The sequence below is a fragment of the Polaromonas sp. P4_F9 genome, from assembly GCF_056401235.1.
The window spans coordinates 1-23,789 of sequence record NZ_JBFUJT010000032.1; the positions used below are offsets into that span (position 1 = coordinate 1).

Consider the following 23,789-nt stretch of genomic DNA (forward strand, 5'->3'; position numbering starts at 1 on the left):
ATTTGGGGTGGAGATTTGTACGCACACGAAGCTGAAAGCAAGGACTGGCGCTGGAAGAAGAACGAATTTTTCCGACGTCATGTGATTCAGCGTGTAGGGTATCTGCTGACATACATTCCCGGTGATGCAGAACTTGCCAGACAATGGTATGGCGCGAAAGGAAAACATCTGGAATGCCTGATGTACCCCAGCAATGTTGTGACGCCAGTGGATCTACCTGAAGCCGAGCACAGTACCACCACGGTGTTGATTGGCAACTCGGCAGATCCTGGCAACAATCATTTTGAAATTTTCGACTCCCTGCAGAAACTGGAAGAGRAAAATTTCAAGCTCATTTGCCCAATTTCATATGGCAACAGGGACTACGCTGGAAGGGTTGCAGCCGAGGGTCGGAAGCTGTTTGGCGATAAATTTGAGCCGCTCTTGAATTTCATGTCTCATCAGGACTATTTGCGTATGCTCGCTACCATCGATATGGCAGTTTTTGCTCATCGACGGCAGCAAGGCATGGGTAACACCATCACCTTGTTGAGTCTTGGAAAAAAAGTTTATATGAGGGACGAAGTGTCCTCGTCGAAAATGCTTAAGAGCATCGGCTTCCACATCAATTCATTTTCCGATTTTAATTTGATGGCAATGGATAGAGATTCCGCAGATGAAAACAAAAAACTTGCAAGAAGCTATTTTTCCCTAGACCGGCTCGTTGATCAATTAAAAATCATTTTTAGTAATTAGTATGCCATACCTGAATAATCTGCAACTTGAGGCTATTGGATTTAAGTCTGTCGGCCGAAATGTGAAAATTAGCGACAAGGCAAGTATTTACAATCCAGAACTAATTGAAATAGGGGATTTTTCCCGCATAGACGACTTTTGCGTGATTTCCGGTAGGGTTGTAATCGGTGCGTATTGCCATATAACCCCAATGTGCCTGATAGCTGGTGGTCAGCCCGGCATTTATCTGGCGGACTTTTGTACGTTGGCGTACGGCGTCAAAATGTTTTCGCAATCGGATGACTATTCGGGTGCGGGATTGGTGAATTCACTGATTCCCAAAAAATACAAACGGGAAATGTTCAAGGCGGTGACTGTGGGGCGACATTGCATATTTGGCGCTGGTACGGTCGTATTGCCTGGCGTTGAAGTAGCAGAAGGATGCTCAGTCGGTGCAATGGTATTGCTCAACAAAAGTACATCTCCCTGGGGAATATATGTGGGAATTCCGGCGCGTCGTCTAAAAGATCGTAAAAAAGACCTTCTTGAACTTGAGAAGGAATTCCTTGCAGAAGTTGCCAATGATTCCATTTAACCGTCCCGCTCATACTGGCGGCGAAGACCTGCATGTCCTCGCCGCTATGCGTAGTAGCAAGATCTCCGGTGATGGTGAATACGGTCATCGTTGCGAGCAGTGGTTTGAGCAAAACCTTCGTTGTGCCAAGGCATTACTCACACCTTCTTGCACCCAGGCACTCGAAATGGCGGCGCTGCTCATTGACATCCAGCCGGGAGATGAGGTGATCATGCCCAGCTACACCTTCGTCAGCACCGCCAACGCCTTCGTGCTGCGAGGGGCGAAAATAGTATTTGTGGATATTCGGCCAGATACCATGAACATGGATGAGCGCCTTATTGAGGCGGCAATTACACCCAGAACCAGAGCGATTGTGCCTGTGCATTATGCCGGGGTTGGCTGTGAAATGGATGTCATCATGGAAATTGCAGGCCGCCATGAATTGTTTGTCGTGGAAGATGCCGCTCAGGGCGTGATGTCAACTTATAAAGGTCGCGCGCTGGGCAGTATTGGGCACATGGCTGCCTACAGTTTTCATGAAACCAAAAACTTTACCAGTGGTGGCGAAGGAGGGCTGTTGATCATCAACGATGAACGGTTTGTTCAGCGTGCCGAAATCATTCGCGAAAAGGGAACTAATCGTAGTCAGTTCTTTCGAGGCATGGTGGATAAGTATTCTTGGGTCGATGTGGGCAGTAGTTATTTGCCCAGTGAACTACAGGCTGCTTATCTATGGGGGCAATTAGAGTGTGCAGAGAAAATAACGAATAACCGCCTTGCAACATGGAGTCGGTATTTGAACACTCTTTTGCCGCTGAAGGGTAAAGGCCAAGTGCAACTGCCTAATGTACCCGGTGATTGCACTCACAACGGGCACATGTTTTATTTGAAGACGAAAAATCTGCAAGAGCGAACAGCTCTTCTCGATTATTTAAAAAATCAAGGGATTTATGCCGTATTCCACTATGTGCCTTTACACAGTGCACAAGCTGGCAGCAGATTTTCAAGATTTCATGGTGAAGACCGCTTTACTACGCAAGAAAGCGAACGGCTCATTCGTCTTCCGCTTTGGTATGGCATGGACTCCGATACGGTAGATCATATAGCGCACACCGTCCAGTCCTTTTACGCTTGATGATGCTTAGCAAAAACCACAGTAATCGTCGTGCGCATAATTGGCTTATTTACGATATTGGTGATCGCTTCCTGCAAAAGAATGTCAAGTATTTCAAAGGTGTTTTGTACGATTTGGGCTGTGGAGAGTCGCCTTTTCGTGATTTTTTCTTACAGTATTCCCAGCAATATGTCGGGGTAGATTGGGCCGGTAGCTATCACGATACCAAGGCTGATATTGCTGCTGACCTGAACAAGCCTTTGCCAGTAGAGTCAGAAGCTGCCGATACGGTTGTATCGCTATCGGTCATGGAGCATCTGTGCGAGCCGCAAATGATGCTTGACGAGGCTTTTCGTATTTTGAAACCGGGTGGTGCGATCGTGCTTCAAGTTCCATGGCAGTGGTGGATACACGAAGCGCCCTACGATTTTTTTCGTTATACCCCTTACGGTCTCAAATACATGTTTGAAAGAGCCGGGTTTTCGGATTTATTGGTGGAGCCGCAGGCAGGATTTTTTACCACCATAGTATTGAAATGGAATTATTTCACTAATCGTTTTGTGCGTGGACCCAAGCCAGTACGTTGGGTGATCAAGGCGGGTTTGTTGCCCTTTTGGTACTTTGGTCAGAAGGTCGCCCCGCTACTGGACAAGCTCGATCGCAACTGGGCAGCTGAAACCTCGGGGTATTACGTGACGGCTATAAAACCCCTGCAATCTGCCGCGGCATAACTGCTTAAAAATGGCGCAGCAAAACGCAACGGGTTCGCTTCGTCAACAAGCCGCAACTGGTGGCCGGTGGACTGCGATATCTGYCATGGCCAGCCTGGTCATACAGCTCATGCAATTGGCGGCATTGGGCCGCCTGCTGGAGCCCTCAGATTTTGGTTTGATGGCCATGATGATGGTCGTGATTGCGTTGGCTGCATCCATTTCCGATTTCGGCGTGGGTAACTATATTGTTCAAGTCAACGTTCTCTCGCTTCGGCTGTTCAAGCATTTATTTGCGCTGAGTTTTGCGATGTCTGTCATGTTGTCAGCAATCATCGCTTTCGCTGCGCCCTGGGTTGCTAGCTACTATGCCTCTCCGGTGCTAAAGGATTTGTTGCCTTACCTGGGGCTGGTGGTGATCACAACTGCCGTGAGTCAGGTTTATTTTTCGGTTTTACAGCGTGCTTTAAGTTTTCAAATAATAGCGATTGTTGATGTTTTTTCCGCCACCTGTGGTTTGGTTGTTGCAGTTGGGCTGGCCTGGTTTGGCTATGGCGTATGGTCATTGATGGGAGGGCAACTTGCGCTTAATTTGAGCAAGGCTCTCGCCTTGTGTCCTGTCGCATCAACCCTGCTCAGAAACGCTCCGGTGGATTGTGAAGGACGTATTGCCAATGCGCTGCGCTTTGGCTACTTTCAACTCGGCGAGCGAATCTTGAACTTCGCGGGCTGGAATTTGGACAAAATCATCATTGGAAAGTTGTTGGGCGATCGTGATCTTGGGATTTACTCAGTGGCTTACCAGCTTGTGATGCGTCCCTTTTCAGTCCTTAACCCCATCTTTACCCGTGTTTCATTGCCCATTTTTGCAAAGATAAAAAATGACGATGCGCGTTTACGGCGCGGATATCTGGATGTCGTTCGCATCATCGGTCTGATTTCGTTCCCGGTTTATTTGGGGATCGCCATCGCTGCGCCTGCCATTGTCCGCATCTTGCTGGGTGAGCAGTGGGGTGAGGCGGCTCCCGTGGTTTCTGTTTTGTGTGGGTTGGGCTTCATATTTTCTTTGGGTAATCCTATCGGTAGTTTGATCTTGGCAAAAGGCCGGGCGGATTTGGGCTTTTATTACAATCTGGTTGCATTGTTCGTCTATGGCGTTGCTTATTATTTTGGCAGCAATTTTGGTTTATCAGGTGTGGCTATTGCTTTTGTTGTGGCTGCCGGTGGAGTTATCTATCCACTTGAATTTTTTCTTCGCTTGAAGTTGGTGGGCATGGGATTCATTGAATATTTTTCCGCGATTAAAAATCACCTGATCGGTGCAGCATTGCCTTTGCTTGGCTATATTTACTTTAGTGTCAATAATTCAATGTCTGAAAATCTCTGCTATCAGCTATTGGCTGGGGCTGGTGGGACTGGTTTTTTTCTTGCCTATTTGTGGTTGACGGAGCGTGCTTTGCTTAACAGCACTTACGCCCTCTTCACGCTTGGGAAAAAATAACCATGTGCGGAATTACCGGGTACTTTTTGGCCGAGGCGAGGCGCAGTACCAGCCCTATTGTCAAAATGTCAGCTGCTATCGCTCACCGTGGTCCCGATGATGAGGGATTCTTATTGGCTGACGTACCTGCAGGCAGAGTTCATACCTTCAGTTCGGTACGCAGTCCTTCAGTAATTCAAAATCAATGGCCGGTATTGGATGGCTGTGCGGAGATGCCGACCCATCAACTTGGCATGTCGCAGGTCCGCTACTCGATCATTGATTTGACTCCTGGTGGGCATCAGCCCATGTGGAGTGCCTCCGGGAGCGTGTGTCTGACATTCAACGGTGAAATTTATAACTTCATCGAACTGCGTGAAGAGCTTATCAAGCTCGGCTATCAGTTCTCAACCGCTTCGGACACGGAAGTGTTGCTCAATGGCTATATCGCATGGGGCGAGCATGTTTTTCAGCGGCTCAATGGTTTCTTCGCGGTCGCTATTTACGACGTCAGGCGGAAAGCCGTGTTGCTGGGTCGAGATCGGCTTGGCAAGGCGCATCTTTATTTCTCAAACCGGCCAGACGAATCCTTTTACTGGGCCTCAGAAATCAAGGCCCTGATTGCCGCCGGATGTGTGAGCCACGGCAGTATTGACGTTGCCTCGATAGCTGATTTTGTTTTGTTTAACCGACGCGACCGCGGAGGCACTTTTTGGCGTGATGTGCAGGACTTCCCGCCCGGTCACTACGCATGGGTTGATCAGTCTTGCGTTTTCAGGCCTGTACGGTACTGGGCCCTTCCTGCTAGCCGCCTCACTGTTAACGACCTCAGCCCAGCGGAAGCCAGTACCGGATTGGGCGACATCCTCACCGATGCGCTTAACTTGCGCCTGCGCGCTGACGTGCCCATCGGCTTCGAGCTCAGCGGCGGGATGGACTCGTCTGCGTTGGTGGGTCTGGCTGCCGGTCGGCTGCAGCGGCATTTCAAGACCTACACCATCGAGTTTGCGGAAGCGCATTCTAATGAGGAGCCTTTCGCGCGTGCCGTGGCTCAGCGCTACCCCAACCTCATCGACTACCAGGTGATCAAGCCGCCCAGGGAGGAATTTTGGCCTGAGGCCAATGATTTTGTGTGGTTGCAGGAAGAGCCATTTCATGCGCCCAACCTACACACCAACCAACGAATGCGACGGCAACTGAAGTCGGATGGCGCGCATGTCGTCATTACGGGTGCGGCGGGAGACGAGATGCTGGCAGGTTATGCCGGAGACTATCAGGGGCCTTATCTTCGTCATTTGCTTGGGTCTGCCAATGTGACGGGATTTTTTTCCGAACTGTTGGCCAACACCGAGGTTAAGCCGATGCACGCCATGAAGGGGCTTGTTGCCGACTTGTTTTGGAGTCAGGAGCAACGTGCATTGGCTGGCAAGCGCAGGCTGGGCGAATTGCAACTGTTGAGTCAGGTTCTGGCGCCCGCTGTTTTTGCCGCAACTCTTAACAACCCCAGTACCCGTGCAGAAAACAGTTTTCATGGGCGTACTCTTGCCAATATGACGCACCGATTGATGAATTACTGGCTGCGATCCGGCGCCAAATCGGACTACGGCATTCCTATTGAATCCCGGGCGCCATTTCTCGACTATCGTGTAGTTGAATTTTGCACGCAGTTGCCGCCCGAATACCTGATTCATAACGGTTGGCACAAGCATGTACTTCGCAAGGCGGTTGAGCCCTATGTCCCGCCTGAAGTAGTCTGGCGCCGTAACAAGATGGGTTTCCCGTTTCCTTATCGCGAATGGCTTCTCGAAAGCAGGCATATCGCCGAAAAAAATATTGCCGATGTTGATTGTCCCTATATTTCAGTTCGTGCTTTGCTCGAAAATTATGATCGCATGGTGTCGATTGCTCCGGTGACCCTTTGGCGTCTGCTTTCGGTTCTTCTCTGGTGGCGTCGCGTGGTTGAGCAGCGGCCAATTTACAGCCATTGATTTAGTATTTTTCAGAGGGCGTGCGGTTTTTTATCCCCTCATTGAGTGAGAAGATATGCGGAATCCGGCTGGGTGGGCTGGGTAAATAGACGACTCCCTGGATAAGCAATGACCCATAAACAAAAAAAAGCTGTTATTTATGCTCCTTTTTGGCGACAAGCCGGTCACGTAGGGAACAACCGGGTCGACCGTTTTATACGGTGGCTGGCTGACGATGGTTACTCCGTAGTCTTGATCCGAGCCGGTACGACGGATGCCGAGCAACGGGAGACTTGGGGCCAGGAAATAACAGTGCGGGATAGCCTGGGCCTTTATCGCGATACAGCGCCCGAAGCGGCCACCGCTGTCTCACCCCGCAAACCCAGCAAGTTCCGCCGTGCCTTGGCTTACTGGCTGTTTAACCCCGATCCAACGGTGGTATGGGCGCGAGCGGCAGCCAGGCACCCCATGGTGTTGCAGGCGATGGAAGGCGTAGCTTTTATTCTCTCGTCCAGCCCCCCCGAGTCGGCCCATGTGGGGGCATGGATGCTGTCACGCCGCACAGGGGTGCCGCATATAGTGGACATGCGTGATGGCTGGCTGGATGAGCCACTGAAGCCGATATTGCAAAACTCTGCCTTGCGTCGTTGGCAGGAAGGGCGAGTCGAAGCGCGCATCTTGCACGACGCCAAAATTATCCAGGTCACTTCAGACGTGTGGAGGGAATTGTTGTGTGAGCGATATCCTGCGCTTGCCGCCAAAGTTCGGGTTTTGACCAACGGTTATCCGCAACATACGCCAGTGCCGCTGACTAGGCCGACCAAAGGCGCTGATGACGAACTGGTGTTGATCCATGCGGGCCGGTTTACCGGGTCGCGCTTGACTCAATTGCCAAACCTTCTGCTGGCACCCTTGCTCAGGGATTTATCGGGGAAGTCTGTCAGAGGCGTAGTTCGATTAATTGGCCCACTTTCAGCGGATGAGCTGGGCATTATCGATTCATTCAGGCAACGTTTTATGGAGTGTGGCTGGCGTATTGAGTGTCCTGGCACCATGCCACGCCTTGAGTTATTGAAGCTATTATCAACCGCCGATGGATTGCTATTGCTATCGGCTTCTCATGCGGCCATCCCGAGCAAGCTTTTTGAGTATATTGTCACGGGCAGGACGATATTTGCAGTAACGGAAAAAGGCAGCGCGGTTTGGCGGATGTGCGCTACATTGAGGCAGGTGTGTTTATTAAATATTTTCAACCCTGATGGAGACGTAGATTTTATCAATAAAATTCTCTCCCATAAGGAGGGTAATTCGTCGGATATTCCGGATTGCTTTGCGGAGCCGTATTTGAAAGATATCTTTAAAAAGAGCGCAGAGAAGTTTTGAGCTGGTTGCTATCATGTGCGAGATTTGACTTTTCTTCAGCAATGGTAAATATGGATTGATGCCATTGTCATGAGTTTGTTGTTTGTGTTTACTCCGTGGAAAAAATAATTAACGCCGTGATGGATATAGTTGTTGTCAACTGGAACGCCGGTCCCCAACTCCGCGCCTGCATCGAGTCGATTGCCCAACATGGTGGCGGCTTGGTCAGGCACACCGTCGTGGTCGACAACGGCTCAGTGGATGGCTCGGATTCCAGCATTGCGGATTTACCCAATGTCACCCTGATTCGCACCGGCGCCAACCTGGGGTTCGGCAAGGCCTGCAACCTGGGCGCGCAGAACGCCGATAGTGAGTACCTGCTGTTCCTCAATCCTGATGCGGCGCTGCATGCAGACACTTTGCCCAAGGCGTTGTCTTATATGCAGGACCCTGTCAACGCGAAAGTGGGCATTTGCGGCGTGCAGTTGCTGGATGAAGCGGGTCATGTATCGCGCAGTTGCACGCGCTTGCCGTCGGCACCCGGATTTGTCGCGCACGCGGTGGGCCTGGATCGTCTTTTCCCCCGGCTGGGCCACTTCATGGCCGAGTGGGACCACGCGCAAACACGCGAGGTGGATCACGTGATTGGCGCTTTCTTTCTGGTCCGGCGCGCGCTGTTTGACGCCTTGGGCGGATTTGACGAGCGTTTCTTCGTGTATCTGGAGGACCTGGACTTTTCCTGCCGTGCCCGGCAAGCCGGATGGCGCAGCGTGTATTTGGCCGATGCGCAGGCTTTTCATGCAGGTGGCGGCACGTCCAACCAGGTGAAGGCGCGCCGCCTTTTTTACTCTTTACGCAGCCGTTTGATATATGCGTTCAAGCATTTCTCGCGGCTGGGGGCTGTGGCGGTTTTGCTGACCACGCTCCTGGTGGAGCCGTGGTCCCGGTCGGCGCTGGTTCTGCTGCGGCTGTCCTGGTTGGGCTGGAAAGAAACGTGGGCGGCCTATGGCTTACTGTGGCGCTGGTTGCCGGAGTGGGTGTTCAAAGGGGTTACCCGTTGAAAACGCTCAAGGTGCTGGTGCTAACCAAATACGGCCGCATGGGGGCGTCGTCGCGGCTGCGGCTCACCCAGTACCTGCCCTGGCTGCAGCAAGATGGCGCACAGGTCACGGCGCAAGCACTTCTGTCCGACGATATGTTGCTGGCGCGTTACCAGCGCGGTAGATACGGCCTGTGGGCGTTGTTGCGCGCCTATGCCGGCCGTTGTAAAGCCCTGCTGCAGCGTCATGATTTTGATGTGCTGTGGATTGAAAAGGAGGCCTTGCCGTGGCTGCCTTTGTGGCTGGAAGGGGCGTTGCTGCGCGGTGTTCCCTATGTGCTGGACTATGACGACGCCATTTTTCATAACTACGACCAGCACCCGCGACCCTGGCTCAGGCGGCTGTTTGGCCGGCGGTTGGACGGGCTGATGGCCAAGGCTGCCCTGGTGGTGGGCGGAAACAATTACCTGGCGCAGCGTGCACACGATGCGGGTGCGCCATGGGTGGAGGTGGTTCCCACCGTGATCGATCTGGATCACTATGCATTCGCGCCAAAAAAGCCGGCAATGGTGTCTGCAGCAGATGAGCCACCGCGCATCGTATGGATTGGCTCGCCGGCAACGGTGCACTACTTGCAGGTGCTTCGCGAACCTTTGCAGGCATTGGCCGGGCGTCATGCGTTTGTGCTCCGGATCATTGGCGGCGGCGCGGTAGATCTGCCTGGTGTGCGGGTGGAAGTGCTGCCATGGTCGGAAGACACCGAGGTTGAAAATATCAGTGGCTGCAATGTGGGGGTGATGCCCTTGCAGGATTCTCTGTGGGAGCGGGGCAAGTGCGGCTACAAGCTGATTCAGTACATGGCCTGTGGTTTGCCGGTTGTGGCGTCCAACGTGGGGGTCAATCCCGACATCGTGCAGGACGGTGAAAACGGCTTTTTGGCCAGCACGCCCCATGAGTGGGTTGCGGCGCTTGGCAAGTTGCTGAGCAACCAGTCATTGCGCGCTCAGATGGGTCTGGCGGGTCGCCAGTTGGTGGAGCGTACCTATTGCATTCAGCAAACCGGGCCAAGAATGGCAAAGTTGCTGTGGACCTCAGGTGGGGGGCGCTGAGCATGTGTGGACTCGCGGGCTATTTCAGTGGTCAGTGGCCGACCGAGGGGGATCAAGCATTGGCTCGGCTCAAGGCCATGACCGATGCGATCGCCCACCGTGGCCCGGATTCGGACGGCTATTGGCTGGATGCGGCCACCTGTATGGCGCTGGGGCATCGCCGCCTGGCAATTTTGGAGCTGTCGGCCGCTGGTGCGCAGCCGATGCACGCCGCGAGCGGCCGCTATGTCATTGCCTACAACGGTGAAATTTACAACCACCTGGATTTGCGGGCCGACCTGCAAAAAAGCGGGCGGTCGCCGGCTTGGCGTGGGCATTCAGATACCGAAACCTTGCTGGCGGGGTTTGATGCCTGGGGCATTCAGGGCGCAGTAGAGCGCACGGCCGGCATGTTCGCCTTTGCCGTTTGGGACCGCCAGGAACGCATGCTCACGCTCGGACGTGACCGCTTGGGGGAAAAGCCGCTTTACTATGGTTGGCAGGGCAGTGGCAGCTCCGCGGTCTTCCTGTTTGGCTCGGAGTTGAAGGCCTTGCGTGCGCACCCGGCGTTTGGGGCGCAAATCAGCCGCGACGCCCTGTGCCTTTACATGCGGCACAACAATGTGGGGGGCTCGCATTCTATTTACCAGGGCATCCACAAGCTGCTGCCGGGCACGCTGCTCACGGTGTCGCGGCGGTCGCCTGAGCCAGTGATTCGGCCCTATTGGTCGGGTGCAGAGGTTGCCGGGCGCGGCGTGGCACAGCCATTTGGCGGCACTTCCGGCGAGGCGGTGGATGCGCTGGAGGCCTTGCTGAAAGACGCGGTGCGTCAGCAAATGATGGCCGATGTGCCGCTGGGCGCTTTTTTGTCCGGTGGGGTGGACTCTTCTGCCGTGGTGGCACTGATGCAGACCCAGTCGTCGCGACCGGTCAAGACTTTTTCCATCGGTTTTCACGAGGCGGCCTACAACGAGGCCGAGCATGCCAAGGCGGTGGCGCAGCATCTTGGCACCGAGCATACCGAGCTGTATGTGACGCCCGAGCAGGCCATGGCCGTTATTCCGCGCCTGCCCACGCTGTATGACGAGCCGTTTGCCGATTCTTCGCAAATCCCGACATTTCTGGTCAGCCAGCTGGCGCGCCAGCACGTCACGGTGTCGCTATCGGGCGATGCTGGCGATGAGCTGTTTGGTGGCTACAACCGTTACCAGCTCACGGCGAGCCTTTGGCGCAAGCTGTCGGCGGTGCCACTGCCGCTGCGCCGTGCAGCGGCCTGGGGTCTGACACGGTTTTCTCCGCAGAGCCTGAACTCCCTGGCCGCGCTGATGCCGGCCAACGCCCGTTGGGCCCATATGGGCGACAAGCTGCACAAGGGGGCGGGCGTGATGGCGGGCCGTACAGTGGAGGACTTGTACCTCGGGATGGTGTCCGACTGGCACGATCCAGCGGCTGTGGTGATCGGTGGCCGTGAGCCTGCTACCTTGTTGAGGGGGCAGCGGCCAGACTTGCCCGGGCTCACCGATGTGGAGCGCATGATGGCCCTCGATATGCTGTCCTATTTGCCAGATGACATCCTCACCAAGGTAGACCGGGCCGCCATGGGTGTCAGCCTGGAAACGCGTGTGCCGTTTCTGGACCACCGGGTGGTGGAATTCGCGTGGCGACTGCCGCTGCACTACAAGCTGCGCCAGGAAGGCGGGCGCTACACCACCAAGTGGGCGCTGCGGCAGGTGCTGTACCGCCATGTGCCGCAGGCACTGATCGACCGGCCCAAGATGGGGTTTGGCGTGCCGATTGACCGCTGGTTGCGTGGGCCGCTGCGTGACTGGGCGGAAGACTTGCTGAGCGAGACGCGCCTCAAGCGGGAGGGCTATTTCAAACCTGCTCCCATTCGGCAGAAGTGGGCCGAACATCTGGGCGGGCAGCGCAATTGGGCCCCGCATTTATGGACTGCGCTCATGTTCCAGGCCTGGCTTGAGGCTCATCGCGCATGACACGCACACTGATGTTCGTGGTGAATGTGGATTGGTTTTTCCTGTCTCATCGCTTGCCGATCGCCCTGGAGGCTCAGCGGCAGGGTTATCAGGTGCACATTGCCACGGGTTTGACCGACAGGCTCGATGAACTCCAGCGCCATGGACTCGTGGTACACCCCCTGGCGCTGGACCGCAGTAGCGTTGGTTTGGGCAATGCGTGGCGTACGGTGGCACAGCTGTGGAGGGTTTTCAGGGCTGTGCGGCCCGACGTGGTGCATTTGGTCACCATCAAGCCCGTACTCCTGGGCGGCCTGGTGGCGCGGCTGGCAGGGGTGCCTGCAGTCGTGGCGGCAGTGTCGGGTCTGGGTTTTGTATTCATGGCGCACGGCGCCAAGGCAAAGGTGCGTCGCTGGCTGGTGGGGGCGCTGTATCGCGTGGCTTTGGGCCATCGCAACCTGAAGGTGATTTTCCAGAACCCTGACGATCTGCGCAGTCTGGCCAAGATAGCGGATTTGCCTGATAGCCGGGTAACCATGATTCGTGGCTCCGGAGTGGATTTGGAGCGCTATATCCCCCAGCCGCTGCCGGGGGGCGTGCCGGTGGTGGTGCTGGCGGCGCGTTTGCTGGCCGACAAGGGGCTACTCGAATTTGTGCAGGCGGCGCGTTTGCTCAAGCAGCGGGGCTGCCACGCGCGGTTTGCCCTGGTGGGCACGATTGACCCGGCCAATCCGACCAGCTTTACACAGGCTGAACTGGATGACTGGGTCCATGAGGGTGTGGTGGAGTGGTGGGGTCATCGCTCAGACATGCCTCAGGTGCTGGCGGCTGCGCAGTTGGTGGTGCTGCCTTCCTACCGCGAGGGCTTGCCCAAGGTACTGCTGGAGGCGGCGGCTTGCGGGCGGGCTGTGGTTACGACCGATGTGCCTGGTTGCCGTGACGCCATCGACCCTGGTGTCACTGGCGTGTTGGTTCCCGTGTGCAACGCTGCGGCGCTGGCCGATGCGATGGAGGGTTTGATCAACAGCCCCGCGCGGTGCCAGGCCATGGGCGATGCAGGACGTGCGCTGGCTGAAAGCGCTTTCGATGTGCGACAGGTGGTGGCTGCGCACTTGCGCACCTACCGGCAACTGATCGAAAAATCATGAAAGTGCTGGTGACCGGAGCGAACGGCTTTGTGGGCGGTGCGGTCTGGCGCAGGCTCCATGGCATGGGTGATGTCCAGGCCGTCGGCTGTGTGCGCCGGACGGTTGCATTCCCGGAGGTGGATGCGTTGGTAGCAAGCGTGGGCGACCTATCTGCATCAACTGATTGGTCATCGGCACTCTCCGGTGTCGAGGTGGTCGTTCACGCTGCAGCCCGGGTGCATGTGATGCAAGATGCAGCCACCGATCCGCTGCAGGAGTTTCGCCGCGTCAATGTGCAGGGTACCTTGCAGCTGGCAAGGCAGGCGGCGGCCGCTGGTGTGCGACGGTTTGTGTTCATCAGTTCCATCAAGGTCAATGGCGAGGCGACTCAGGCGGGGCATCCGTTCACGGCCGACGATGCGCCTGCGCCGCTGGATGCCTACGGGATTTCCAAAATGGAGGCCGAGCAGGGGCTGCGCGAACTGGCCGCGCAAACCGGCATGGAGCTGGTCATCATTCGCCCGCCGCTGGTGTACGGCCCGGGGGTGAAGGCCAATTTCCAGGCCATGATGCGCTGGCTGGCGCGCGGCATGCCTTTGCCATTGGGCGCCATTCACAACCAGCGCAGCCTGGTGGCCCTGGACAATCTGGTGGATTTGATCGTGACTTGCATCAATCACCCGGCCGCCGCAAATCAGACGTTTTTGGTGTCCGACGGTGAAGACCTGTCGACCTCACAATTGCTGCGGCGCATGGGGCAGGCCCTGGGCAAGCCGGCACGCCTGATTCCTGTTCCGCCTGCGTTGCTCAAGCTCGGTGCGGCATCGGTGGGCAAGCCCGCTGTGGCGCAGCGCTTGTGCGGGTCTTTGCAGGTGGACATCTCCAAAACGCGGCAGTTGCTGGGGTGGAGTCCACCCGTGTCAGTTGATGAGGGGCTGAAGAAAACCGCGGAGGGCTATTTGCGTGAAGCGTCTGTTTGATATGGTCCTGGCCATGTGCGCGGCCGTGATTCTGCTGCTGCCATTGCTGGTGGTGGCCCTGGCGGTGTGCCTGACTTCGCCGGGGCCGGCGCTGTACTGGTCGGACCGGGTGGGCAGGGGCAACAGGATTTTCAAAATGCCCAAGTTTCGCAGCATGCGCACGGGGACGCCGGCCGTGGCCACGCATTTGCTTGAAGATCCCAAGGCTTATCTCACCCCCATAGGCTCCTTTCTTCGCAAAAGCAGCCTGGACGAGTTACCCCAGCTGTGGAGCATTATCAGAGGAGATATGAGTTTTGTCGGACCCCGGCCTGCGCTGTTCAATCAGAATGATTTGATTTCCTTGCGCACCCAATATGGTGTGCATGAACTCCTGCCGGGCTTGACGGGCTGGGCGCAGGTTAATGGGCGGGATGAATTGCCCATTCCTCAAAAGGTTCAGCTGGATACTGAATATTTGCGGCGCCAGTCCCTCTGGTTTGATATAAAAATAATAGGCCTGACCATCTACCGGGTGATCAGGCGGGAGAGTGTTGCTCATTAACAAGATTGGCTGCAAATCGCCATTCAGGCAAATTCATATGATTTAATACCTGCACATTGTTTTAACAAGGAACGGGCCATGAGCAACTTGATTGATATTCAAACTCAAATTGAAAAACTTCAAAAACAAGCCAACGACATCAAAGTCCGGGAGTTTGATAAAACCGTTCAGGAAATCCTCGCCAAAATGCAGGCCTTCGGCATTACCCTGAAGGATCTGCAGCCTGGCAAGGGGCGTGGCCGCAAAGCCAAAGCCGCACCCCAGAAAAAACCGGCTGGCAAAGGCGCTGCCAAGAAACCGGGAATTGCCGTTGCCGCCAAATACCGTGGCCCCGAGGGCCAGACCTGGAGCGGCCGGGGCTTGACGCCGCGCTGGCTTGCCACGCTGCTAACCGAGGGCCGGACCAAGGAAGATTTCGCCATCAAGGACTGATCCGGCGCAACAAGTCACATGCAGCAAACAATCCTGGCGTGGCCGCGCGCCGTCAAGCGGCTGGTGGTGGCCGGGCTGGATGTGCTGCTGGCGCTGGCTGCCACCTGGCTGGCCTTTACGCTGCGCCTCGATGAGCTTCATCAGCCTACCGGTGCACAGTGGTGGGTTTATGTACTTTGCCCCGTGCTGGCGCTGCCCGTCTTCATCAAGTTTGGACTCTACCGCGCCATTTTCAGGTACACCGGAAGGGCGGCATTGGTGGCAACCACGCAGGCCGTTGCGGTGTATGGCCTGCTGCTGCTGGCTGCCTTGATGTGGTTGCAATGGCTGCATGTGTCGGATGCGGACATGCCGCGCAGCCTGGGTGTGTTGCAGCCCCTGATATTTTTGTTGCTGGTGGGTTTCAGCCGGGCCACGGCCCGGTTCTGGCTGGCGGGCCTGGGCCATGAGCATCGAAAAGCCGAAGGGCACTTGCTGATATTTGGTGCCGGTACGGCAGGCGTGCAGACGGCCTCGGCGATCGAGGACTCGGGGCAGTATGTGCTGTTGGGTTTTGTGGACGATGACCCGGGGAAAGTCGGGCGCGATATCAATGGGGTGGCTGTTTTTTCGCCGGCGCAGGTTTCGGGCTTGGTGCTTTACCAGGGCGTGACCGACATCCTGCTGGCCCTGCCCAGTGCGTCCCGAGAGCGCCGCAATGCGATTATTGACAGTTTGAGCGAGCTGCCGGTTCACGTCCGGTCGCTGCCGGGCCTGGCCGATCTGGCCAGTGGCCGTGTCACCGTGCGTGATTTCCGCGAACTGGATGTGGAAGACCTGCTGGGGCGGGACCCGGTGCCTCCCAACGCCGAATTGCTGGCGCGCGACCTGGCGGGTAAGGTGGTGCTGGTCACGGGTGCGGGCGGCAGCATAGGCAGCGAGCTGTGCCGGCAAATAGCGCTGCAGCAACCTCGCCAGCTGCTGCTGCTGGACCACAACGAGTTTGGTTTGTATAGCATCCATCAGGAGTTGCTGACCCTGTGTTCGGTTCAGGGACTCCGGATCGAGCTGGTGCCCCTGCTGGGCAGTGTCGCCAATTACCCGCGCATGGCGGCGCTCTGCCAGCGTTACCGGCCGGTCACGGTGTATCACGCGGCGGCTTACAAGCATGTACCTCTCGTGGAAAGCAACGCCAGCGAGGGCATTGCGAACAATGTGTTCGGCACCTTCAACATGGCCCGGGCTGCGATGGAGCAGGGTGCCAGCCGCTTTGTGCTCGTGTCTACCGACAAGGCCGTCAGGCCCACCAACGTGATGGGGGCCAGCAAGCGCATGGCGGAACTGGTGCTGCAGGCGCTGGCCGCCGAGGCGGCACCGGCGTTTTGTGGCAGCGGTGGCAGCAATGAAGCGCCGCAACGCGGGGTGGTCAACCAGACCTGTTTCACCATGGTGCGTTTCGGCAACGTGCTGGATTCAAGCGGTAGCGTGGTGCCGCTGTTTCGCCGGCAAATCGCGGAAGGCGGGCCGCTGACGGTCACGCATGCCGAAGTCACCCGTTACTTCATGACCATTCCGGAAGCCGCCCAGCTGGTGCTGCAGGCCGGCGCCATGGCAAGCGGCGGCGACGTGTTCGTGCTCGACATGGGCGCGCCGGTCAAGATACTGGATCTGGCGCGCCGCATGGTTGAGCTGTCGGGCCTGACGGTGCGCGACGCCGAATCGCCGGACGGTGACATCGACATTGAAGTCACCGGCTTGCGCCCTGGCGAAAAGCTGTACGAGGAATTGCTGATCGGGAACAACCCGCAAGCAACCGCGCATCCCCGCATCATGAAAGCGCATGAATCCCTGGCACCGTGGCCGCAGCTGTCGGCCGAATTGACGGCGCTGGGTGCGGCGGTGCAGCAGGATGACCTGGCCGCCATCAACGACCTGCTGGCACGGCATGTGCAAGGTTACAGCCCCAAGCCGGGCGCGTCCTGAGGGGTCCGGCACGGGTATTTCGGGTCCGGCACGCGCATGCGGCACAATTTGCGTATTGACTTTTCCTGAACAACTGCCATGACCCAACCCACCGTAACCGCTGACGATCCCGATCTGTCCCATGTAGGCCCGCGCGACAAGGCTGAAATCCTGGCCCAGGCGCTGCCCTATATCCGCAAGTTCCATGGCAAGACCATGGTCATCAAATACGGCGGCAACGCCATGACCGACCCGGCGCTGCAGGCCGACTTTGCCGAGGATGTGGTGCTGCTCAAGCTGGTGGGCATGAACCCGGTGGTGGTGCATGGCGGCGGCCCGCAGATCGAGGCGGCGCTGAACCGCCTGGGCAAGAAGGGCCATTTCATTCAGGGCATGCGGGTGACCGACGAGGAAACCATGGAGGTCGTGGAGTGGGTGCTGGCCGGCCAGGTGCAGCAGGACATCGTCGGCCTGATCAACCAGGCCGGTGGCAAGGCGGTCGGCCTGACGGGCCGCGATGGCGGCCTGATCCGGGCGCAAAAGCTCAAGATGGTGGACAAGGACGACCCGGCCAAGGAGCATGACATCGGCTTTGTCGGCGACATCGTCAGCATCGACCCCAGCGTGGTCAAGGCGCTGCAGGATGACGCCTTCATTCCCGTGATCAGCCCGATCGGCTTTGGCGAGGCCAATGAAAGCTACAACATCAATGCCGACGTGGTGGCGGGCAAGCTGGCGACCGTGCTGAAGGCCGAAAAGCTGGTGCTGCTGACCAATACGCCCGGCGTGCTGAACAAGGCGGGCGAGTTGCTGACCGACCTGACGGCGCGCGAGATTGACGACCTCTTTGCCGATGGCACGATTTCGGGCGGCATGCTGCCCAAAATCGAGGGTGCGCTGGATGCCGCCAAGAGCGGTGTCAATTCGGTCCACATCATTGATGGCCGGGTTCCGCATGCCATGCTGCTGGAAATTTTGACCGACCAGGCCTACGGGACCATGATCAGGTCGCATTAAATGGCCCCCACGCTTGCCACTTCGTGTGCTGCGCTGCCCCCCGAGGGGGCCCTCGCGCCTTGGGGCGGCCCGGCGGCGCTCAAGTGGGCATTGTCATGAGGCTGCTGCTGGTTGAAGACGATGTGATGCTGGCCAGCGGCATCAAGCTGGGGCTCAGCGACGCCGGGTATGCGGTCGACTGGGTCGGCAGCGCCGAGCGCGCCGAAGAGGTGTTGCAGGGCGAAACCTTCGATGCCGCCATCATTGACATCGGCTTGCCACAGCTCGACGGGCTGGAACTCACGCGGCGCCTGAGGCGTAGCGGCCTGGCCATGCCGGTGCTTATCCTGACGGCGCGCGATGCGCTGCAGGATCGCGTGCAGGGACTGGACATCGGCGCTGACGACTACATGGTCAAGCCCTTTGAACTGCCCGAGCTGCTGGCGCGCCTGCGCGCCTTGCTGCGCCGCTCGCAGGCTGCCACCAGCGCCACCTTGAGCTTTGGTGCGCTGGAGCTGGACACGGCCAACCGCCAGGCCCACGCCAACGGCCAGCTGATCGAGTTGGGCCCGCGCGAATGGACCGTGATGGAGTACCTGCTGATCAATGCGCCCAAACCGGCCAGCAAGGACAAGCTGCTGCAGGCCCTGACCGGCTGGGACAAGGAGATCACGCCCAACGCCATTGAGGTCTACATCTCGCGCCTGCGCGGCAAGCTGGAGCCGCATGGCATTGCCGTGCGCTCCATCCGGGGTTTTGGCTACCGCCTGGAGTTGCGCGAGGTTTCGCCAGGTGCCGGTGTGGAGTAGCGCCCATGAACTCCCCCGGCCGTGCCTGGTTTGCCCGCTTAAGCGACCTGGTACGCCGCCTGAGTAGTGGTCTGAATACTGGCCTGAAGAGCCGCCTTCACGCCAGCGCTTTCCATGTCGTCAACAGCCGGCTGATGCCTGCAGCCATGAAGTCGGGCCTGCAGCGCAGGTTGCTGCTGCTGCTGCTCGTTCCGCTCGGTATTTTTGCACTGGTGAGTATTTACTTTGACTACCAGACCGCCGGCAACGTGGCCTTGCAAAAAGACGAGCAACTGCTGCGGCTGATTCCCCTGCTGACCGATTCGGTGGTGGCGCCTGGTGCCACGCCAGACAGCGCGCCGGTGCTGCTGCTCGCCCCGGCGGTCGAAGACTTCATCAAGGGCCTCGCCGGCTCTGCGGGCTTTCGCATTTCCGATGCCAAGGGCGGGTTTCTGGCGGGTGAGCCCTGGATTGCCGACATTCTGCCCGCGACCCACGAGCCCGAGTTCCACAGCATGGAGTATGGCGGCGTGACTTACCGCATTGCGGTGCAGCGCGTGAACACCGTGGCCGGCGAACTGATCGTGCAGCTGGCCGACGGCTCGGACCCGCGCCAACAGTGGGTGCGCTCCATCCTGCTCAAGGTGCTGTTGCCCAATTTCATTCTGGTGGTGGCGGCAGGGTTTGCCGTCAACTGGGCCGTCACGCGCGCGCTCAAGCCGCTGATTGACCTGAAAGAAGCCGTGGAACGCCGCAGCCCGCGGGACCTGAGTGCCATTGACCCGCTCACCACGCCGGCCGAAGTGCGGCCGCTGGTGAGCGCCCTGAATCGCCTGTTTGGCCTCGTCAATGACCAGGCCGACGGACAGCGTCGCTTTGTCGCCGACGCTGCGCACCAGTTGCGTACTCCGCTGGCGGGGCTGCAGGCCCAAGTCGAGGCTTGGGCGCAGGCCGCGCGGGCCAAAGGGGCGGACGGCGCCATCCTGCTGTCCGCCGACAAAATCATCAAGCTGCGCAGCGCCACCAGGCGTACCTCGCAACTGGCCAACCAGTTGCTGGCACTGTCGCGCGCTGACGCCTCGGCCATGGGCGCCCAGCCCACGCAACGGGTGGACCTCAAGGACCTGTGCGAGTCGGTTTTGCCTGCGCACCTGGATGCCGCCACCCGCAAAGGCATCGACCTGGGGCTGGAAGCGCGGTCTGCGCAAGTGAACGGCCACGAGTGGCTGTTGCGGGAACTGCTGGGCAATCTGGTGGACAACGCCGTCAAATACACCCCACCCGGCGGCACGGTCACGATTCGCTGTGGCCCTCTTCCCGCTCCGGGTGATCACGCCCCTGATACCCGCCCGCCGCACCTGGCCGATGCTGATGCCGAGGCCGAGGCCGACAGCGCGCATCGGCGCTGGGGCGTTTTTCTGGAAGTGGAAGACGACGGGCCCGGCATTGCACCCGAGGAGCGCACCAGGGCCTTGCAGCGCTTTTACCGGGTGCGGGGCACGGCCGGCGAGGGTAATGGCCTCGGGCTGGCGATTGCCGATGAGATTGCCCGTGTGCACCACTCACAGCTGGAGCTTGACTATGCCAGCACAGGCCATGGTGGAGATGCCGGCGATGGAGAAGATGCGGACAATGTTGCGCAAGGCCCACGCGGTTTGCGCGTGCGCCTGCGTCTTTAGTCTTTCGCGTGTTTGGCCTCTTGGGTTCAGCCAGGGCTGTCGTCAGGCTGTGCGAGAATCAATTGCAACGATCACCGGTTTTTTGAAACATTCTTCATACCGCCACTTATGTCCGACTTAGCGTCTGAACCCGAACTGAGCCCGAACGCCACGCCAGCTTCTGCCGAGTCCGCCGTGCGCAAGCGCCCCAAGCCGGGTGAGCGACGGGTCCAGATTCTTCAGGCACTGGCGACCATGCTGGAGCAGCCGGGTGCAGAACGCATCACGACGTCGGCGCTGGCGGCCAGGCTGGAGGTGAGCGAGGCGGCGCTGTACCGGCATTTCGCCAGCAAGGCGCAGATGTTTGAAGGGCTGATCGAATTCATTGAGCAAAGCGTCTTCACGCTGGTCAACCAGATCGGCGAGCGCGAGACAGACCACGCGGCGCGTACCCGCAAACTCGTGGTGATGGTGCTGCAGTTTGCTGAAAAGAATCCGGGCATGACACGTGTGATGGTGGGCGATGCACTGGTGTTTGAAAACGACCGGCTGCAAGAGCGCATGAACCAGTTCTTCGACAAGCTTGAGTCCAGCCTCAAGCAAAGCCTGCGTGACGCAGCGGCCGCCAGCGGCGCCGCCACGCCCACGGTCGATGCCCAGGTGCGTGCTTCGGTGATCGTCGCCTTCATGGTGGGGCGCCTGCAGCGCTTTGCCCGCTCGGGTTTCAAGCGGCTCCCTTCCGAGCACCTGGAAGCCAGCCTGGCGACGTTGTTGGGCTAGGCCCAATGCGGTTCAGTTAGCACACCGCGTGCAGTGCCGATCATCTCCTTCCCCCGCTGGGGGAAGGCCGGGATGGGGGCTCACGGCGTGGGCATCGAGCCGCCGTGCTCACCTGGTCGCCGCTGGCCCCCACCCCAACCCTCCCCCAAAAGGGGAGGGAGCTTCACGGGTACTTGATTGAACCGTATGGGGGCCAGTCCACAGGGAAGCCAGTGGGGGCCGCGGAACGGGCTTTGCCCGGCCGCAGGCGCCGTCCCCTGGAAGGGGAAAAGGCGCGACACGAAGTGCGCGTCCGATAGGGGTGATTTTTTTCTGGAGGGGACGCTACACGCAGTGAGCGTCAGCAGGGGTGAGCTTGTTCACCAGTTCCACAACGTACCGTCATGCTGCAGGCGGTTCACCGGCAGGTAGGCGCGCTGGTAGGGGTATTTGGCGGCCAGCTTCTCGTCGATCTCCACGCCGTGACCGACGGCTTCGCCGCAGTCCATGAAGCCGTTCTTGAAGCTGTAGGCATGCGGAAACACTTCATCGGTCGCCTCAGTGTGGCGCATGTACTCCTGCACGCCGAAGTTCGGCACCCAGGTGTCAAAGTGCAGGGCCGTGCCCATGCACACCGGTGACAGGTCCGTCGCGCCGTGGCAGCCGGTGCGCACCTGGTACATCGCGGCAAAGTCGGCAATGCGCCGCAGGTGCGTGATGCCGCCGGCGTGGACCACGGTGGCGCGAATGTAGTCGATCAGCTGGTTCTGGATCAGGTCCTTGCAGTCCCACAGCGAGTTGAAGATCTCACCCACCGCCAGCGGCGTGGTGGTGTGCTGGCGTATCAGTTTGAACGCCTCCTGGTTCTCCGCCGGCGTGGCGTCCTCGATCCAGAACAGGTGATAGGGCTCCAGTGATTTGCCCAGCCGCGCCGCTTCGATGGGCGTGAGGCGGTGGTGCACGTCGTGCAGCAGGTGAATGTCGGGACCAACGGCCTGGCGCACCGCCTCGAACAGCTTGGGCGTGTGCAGCAGGTATTTCTCCGAACTCCAGTCATGCTCGCTGGGCAGGTCGGCGTCTGCGGGTTCGTAGAACAGCGTGCCTTTGCCCACGCCGTAGACCTTGTCCAACCCCGGCACGCCGCTCTGTGCGCGAATGGCCTGGTAGCCCATTTCCTTGTAGCGCAGGACTTCATCGACGGTTTGCTCGATGTCCTTGCCGTTGGCGTGGCCGTAGACCATCACCCCGGTGCGGCTGCGCCCGCCCAGCAACTGGTACAGCGGCAGGTTCGCCGCCTTGGCCTTGATGTCCCACAGCGCCGTATCGACCGCGGCGATGGCGCTCATGGTCACCGGTCCGCGCCGCCAGTAGGCACCCTTGTAGAGGTATTGCCAGATGTCTTCAATCTGGTGCGCATCACGCCCGATCAGGCAGGGAATCACATGGTCGGTCAGGTAGCTCGCCACCGCCAGCTCGCGGCCATTGAGCGTGGCGTCGCCGATGCCGGTGAGGCCCTCATCGGTTTCGATCTTGAGCGTGACGAAGTTACGGCCGGGGCTGCAGACGATGACGCGGGCGTTGGTGATTTTCATGATGCGTGCTGGGGTTTCAGTGAATGGACGGGGCGGGGGACCGGGGCCGCTGTTTAGCGCCAGGCCTGGGCGAATTCCTTGATCACGCGCTCCAGGTGAGCGCGCATGGCGGCGCGTGCCGCTACGGGGTCTCGCGCCATCAGCGCATCGAAGACGCGCTGATGGTCTTCCTGCGACGACACGCGCAGGGCGGGGCTGTGAAAGTGCTGGTCAATCTTGGCCCACACGGGGCCTTTGGCATGGTCCCACATCGCCGTCACCATCTGCAGCAAAACGCTGTTGCCGGTGGACTCCGCGATATACAGATGAAACCGGCGGTCGGCGGCTTCGTTGGCCACCTTGTCGTCCATGTGCAGGCGCATATCGGCCAGGGCCTCGAAGATGCGGTCAAGATCGGCGTCTTTGCGCGTCTCCGCAGCCACAGAGGCGATTTCAGATTCGATCAGGCAGCGTGCGCGCAGCAGCTCAAACGGCCCCGGCCCGGCCTCTGGCATGAAGACCGGGGTTTGTGTCGCCGTCGCCGGGGTCTGGATCACATAGGCGCCAGAGCCGCCCCTGACCTCGACGGCCCCCTGCAGTTCCAGCGCAATGATGGCTTCGCGCACCGAGGTGCGACTGACCTCGAACTGCTCGGCCAAAGCCCGTTCCGACGGCAGGCGGTCGCCCGCCTTGACACCTTTTTGCGCCAGCAGCGCCAGAATCTGCGCGGCCAGCCGCAGGTAGGGCCGCTCGACGTCGCCCTCTTCAGTGAGCGGTTTTGCTGCGGTAGCGGGAATGAGTTGGAGGTTCATAAGAGGGTTGCCAGAAGGACGGGCCTGTCAGGCACAAGAACTGAAGATGGTTTACCAATTAAGCCAGAGACTGCCAACCCTGACCATTCAACACGGCGTTTCATCGACGTGTCGCCGGGTTTGCTGCTTTTTTTGGGGGCCATGAATGTGACAGGG

General features: G+C 58.6%; 21 protein-coding genes. 19 read left to right on the forward strand and 2 right to left on the reverse strand.

Annotated elements, in window-relative coordinates:
• The 19 genes from AC1DUB_RS22530 to slmA form a co-directional block, all read left to right on the forward strand.
• Window positions 1–735, forward strand: a 735-nt coding sequence (locus AC1DUB_RS22530; protein ID WP_477731405.1) for a TDP-N-acetylfucosamine:lipid II N-acetylfucosaminyltransferase family protein, incomplete at its 5' end; no start/stop codon positions are given.
• Between the two features lies 1 nt (window position 736).
• A complete protein-coding gene (locus tag AC1DUB_RS22535; RefSeq protein WP_477731406.1) occupies window positions 737–1,309 on the forward strand; it encodes an acyltransferase in 573 nt (190 codons plus the stop codon).
• A complete protein-coding gene (rffA, locus tag AC1DUB_RS22540) occupies window positions 1,296–2,426 on the forward strand; it encodes a dTDP-4-amino-4,6-dideoxygalactose transaminase (RefSeq protein WP_477731407.1) in 1,131 nt (376 codons plus the stop codon). Before AC1DUB_RS22535 ends, rffA begins: the two co-directional genes overlap by 14 nt.
• A complete protein-coding gene (locus tag AC1DUB_RS22545; RefSeq protein WP_477731408.1) occupies window positions 2,426–3,136 on the forward strand; it encodes a methyltransferase domain-containing protein in 711 nt (236 codons plus the stop codon). The genes rffA and AC1DUB_RS22545 overlap by 1 nt, the downstream gene beginning before the upstream one ends.
• Window positions 3,137–3,146: 10 nt before the next feature.
• Window positions 3,147–4,616 carry an MOP flippase family protein gene (locus tag AC1DUB_RS22550; RefSeq protein ID WP_477731409.1) on the forward strand — a complete coding sequence of 490 codons (1,470 nt, stop codon included), beginning with the start codon at window positions 3,147–3,149 and terminating at the stop codon, window positions 4,614–4,616.
• 2 nt (window positions 4,617–4,618) lie between these two features.
• The gene (gene asnB / locus AC1DUB_RS22555; RefSeq protein WP_477731410.1) at window positions 4,619–6,583 is read left to right on the forward strand and encodes an asparagine synthase (glutamine-hydrolyzing); all 1,965 of its coding nucleotides are present in this window, start codon (window positions 4,619–4,621) and stop codon (window positions 6,581–6,583) included.
• Window positions 6,584–6,691: 108 nt separating this feature from the next.
• The gene (locus AC1DUB_RS22560) at window positions 6,692–7,945 is read left to right on the forward strand and encodes a glycosyltransferase (protein ID WP_477731411.1); all 1,254 of its coding nucleotides are present in this window, start codon (window positions 6,692–6,694) and stop codon (window positions 7,943–7,945) included.
• A 119-nt stretch (window positions 7,946–8,064) separates the two neighbouring features.
• Window positions 8,065–8,985, forward strand: a complete 921-nt coding sequence (locus AC1DUB_RS22565; RefSeq protein WP_477731412.1) for a glycosyltransferase family 2 protein — start codon at window positions 8,065–8,067, stop codon at window positions 8,983–8,985.
• A complete protein-coding gene (locus AC1DUB_RS22570) occupies window positions 8,982–10,073 on the forward strand; it encodes a glycosyltransferase family 4 protein (RefSeq protein ID WP_477731413.1) in 1,092 nt (363 codons plus the stop codon). The genes AC1DUB_RS22565 and AC1DUB_RS22570 overlap by 4 nt, the downstream gene beginning before the upstream one ends.
• 2 nt (window positions 10,074–10,075) lie before the next feature.
• Entirely contained in the window at window positions 10,076–12,046 is a 1,971-nt protein-coding gene (asnB, locus tag AC1DUB_RS22575; RefSeq protein ID WP_477731414.1) for an asparagine synthase (glutamine-hydrolyzing), read from the forward strand.
• Window positions 12,043–13,173, forward strand: a complete 1,131-nt coding sequence (locus AC1DUB_RS22580) for a glycosyltransferase family 4 protein (RefSeq protein ID WP_477731415.1) — start codon at window positions 12,043–12,045, stop codon at window positions 13,171–13,173. Before asnB (AC1DUB_RS22575) ends, AC1DUB_RS22580 begins: the two co-directional genes overlap by 4 nt.
• Window positions 13,170–14,132 carry a UDP-glucose 4-epimerase family protein gene (locus AC1DUB_RS22585; RefSeq protein ID WP_477731416.1) on the forward strand — a complete coding sequence of 321 codons (963 nt, stop codon included), beginning with the start codon at window positions 13,170–13,172 and terminating at the stop codon, window positions 14,130–14,132. The genes AC1DUB_RS22580 and AC1DUB_RS22585 overlap by 4 nt, the downstream gene beginning before the upstream one ends.
• Window positions 14,116–14,676 (forward strand): sugar transferase, encoded by a 561-nt coding sequence (locus AC1DUB_RS22590; RefSeq protein WP_477731417.1) that lies wholly within the window; start codon window positions 14,116–14,118, stop codon window positions 14,674–14,676. The genes AC1DUB_RS22585 and AC1DUB_RS22590 overlap by 17 nt, the downstream gene beginning before the upstream one ends.
• A 78-nt stretch (window positions 14,677–14,754) precedes the next feature.
• Window positions 14,755–15,108, forward strand: coding sequence for an H-NS histone family protein (locus AC1DUB_RS22595; RefSeq protein WP_477731418.1), 354 nt, complete (start codon window positions 14,755–14,757; stop codon window positions 15,106–15,108).
• A gap of 18 nt (window positions 15,109–15,126) precedes the next feature.
• Window positions 15,127–17,070 carry a polysaccharide biosynthesis protein gene (locus tag AC1DUB_RS22600; RefSeq protein ID WP_477731419.1) on the forward strand — a complete coding sequence of 648 codons (1,944 nt, stop codon included), beginning with the start codon at window positions 15,127–15,129 and terminating at the stop codon, window positions 17,068–17,070.
• 78 nt (window positions 17,071–17,148) lie between these two features.
• The gene (argB, locus tag AC1DUB_RS22605; RefSeq protein ID WP_477718374.1) at window positions 17,149–18,066 is read left to right on the forward strand and encodes an acetylglutamate kinase; all 918 of its coding nucleotides are present in this window, start codon (window positions 17,149–17,151) and stop codon (window positions 18,064–18,066) included.
• Between the two features lie 95 nt (window positions 18,067–18,161).
• Window positions 18,162–18,854, forward strand: coding sequence for a response regulator (locus AC1DUB_RS22610; RefSeq protein ID WP_477721862.1), 693 nt, complete (start codon window positions 18,162–18,164; stop codon window positions 18,852–18,854).
• A gap of 146 nt (window positions 18,855–19,000) precedes the next feature.
• Window positions 19,001–20,512 carry an ATP-binding protein gene (locus AC1DUB_RS22615; protein WP_477731461.1) on the forward strand — a complete coding sequence of 504 codons (1,512 nt, stop codon included), beginning with the start codon at window positions 19,001–19,003 and terminating at the stop codon, window positions 20,510–20,512.
• Between the two features lie 108 nt (window positions 20,513–20,620).
• Window positions 20,621–21,271, forward strand: a complete 651-nt coding sequence (gene slmA / locus AC1DUB_RS22620; protein WP_477731420.1) for a nucleoid occlusion factor SlmA — start codon at window positions 20,621–20,623, stop codon at window positions 21,269–21,271.
• Window positions 21,272–21,630: 359 nt separating this feature from the next.
• Here the strand turns inward: slmA and manD are convergent, their stop codons facing one another.
• Both manD and AC1DUB_RS22630 read right to left on the reverse strand, forming a co-directional pair.
• Complete coding sequence (gene manD / locus AC1DUB_RS22625; protein WP_477731421.1) at window positions 21,631–22,842, reverse strand: D-mannonate dehydratase ManD; 1,212 nt, start codon at window positions 22,840–22,842, stop codon at window positions 21,631–21,633.
• Window positions 22,843–22,895: 53 nt separating this feature from the next.
• Complete coding sequence (locus AC1DUB_RS22630; protein WP_477731422.1) at window positions 22,896–23,633, reverse strand: FadR/GntR family transcriptional regulator; 738 nt, start codon at window positions 23,631–23,633, stop codon at window positions 22,896–22,898.
• Window positions 23,634–23,789 lie beyond the last annotated feature (156 nt).

Excerpts from the sequence above, each read along its gene's own strand:
- AC1DUB_RS22600 (WP_477731419.1), top strand. The coding sequence starts at position 15,127 with ATGCAGCAAACAATCCTGGCGTGGCCGCGCGCCGTCAAGCGGCTGGTG.
- manD (WP_477731421.1), bottom strand. The coding sequence starts at position 22,842 with ATGAAAATCACCAACGCCCGCGTCATCGTCTGCAGCCCCGGCCGTAAC.
- AC1DUB_RS22565 (WP_477731412.1), top strand. The coding sequence starts at position 8,065 with ATGGATATAGTTGTTGTCAACTGGAACGCCGGTCCCCAACTCCGCGCC.
- asnB (WP_477731410.1), top strand. The coding sequence starts at position 4,619 with ATGTGCGGAATTACCGGGTACTTTTTGGCCGAGGCGAGGCGCAGTACC.
- AC1DUB_RS22595 (WP_477731418.1), top strand. The coding sequence starts at position 14,755 with ATGAGCAACTTGATTGATATTCAAACTCAAATTGAAAAACTTCAAAAA.
- AC1DUB_RS22535 (WP_477731406.1), top strand. The coding sequence starts at position 737 with ATGCCATACCTGAATAATCTGCAACTTGAGGCTATTGGATTTAAGTCT.
- AC1DUB_RS22580 (WP_477731415.1), top strand. The coding sequence starts at position 12,043 with ATGACACGCACACTGATGTTCGTGGTGAATGTGGATTGGTTTTTCCTG.
- AC1DUB_RS22585 (WP_477731416.1), top strand. The coding sequence starts at position 13,170 with ATGAAAGTGCTGGTGACCGGAGCGAACGGCTTTGTGGGCGGTGCGGTC.
- AC1DUB_RS22610 (WP_477721862.1), top strand. The coding sequence starts at position 18,162 with ATGAGGCTGCTGCTGGTTGAAGACGATGTGATGCTGGCCAGCGGCATC.
- AC1DUB_RS22630 (WP_477731422.1), bottom strand. The coding sequence starts at position 23,633 with ATGAACCTCCAACTCATTCCCGCTACCGCAGCAAAACCGCTCACTGAA.
- AC1DUB_RS22545 (WP_477731408.1), top strand. The coding sequence starts at position 2,426 with ATGATGCTTAGCAAAAACCACAGTAATCGTCGTGCGCATAATTGGCTT.
- AC1DUB_RS22560 (WP_477731411.1), top strand. The coding sequence starts at position 6,692 with ATGACCCATAAACAAAAAAAAGCTGTTATTTATGCTCCTTTTTGGCGA.
- AC1DUB_RS22615 (WP_477731461.1), top strand. The coding sequence starts at position 19,001 with ATGAAGTCGGGCCTGCAGCGCAGGTTGCTGCTGCTGCTGCTCGTTCCG.
- asnB (WP_477731414.1), top strand. The coding sequence starts at position 10,076 with ATGTGTGGACTCGCGGGCTATTTCAGTGGTCAGTGGCCGACCGAGGGG.
- rffA (WP_477731407.1), top strand. The coding sequence starts at position 1,296 with ATGATTCCATTTAACCGTCCCGCTCATACTGGCGGCGAAGACCTGCAT.
- argB (WP_477718374.1), top strand. The coding sequence starts at position 17,149 with ATGACCCAACCCACCGTAACCGCTGACGATCCCGATCTGTCCCATGTA.
- slmA (WP_477731420.1), top strand. The coding sequence starts at position 20,621 with ATGTCCGACTTAGCGTCTGAACCCGAACTGAGCCCGAACGCCACGCCA.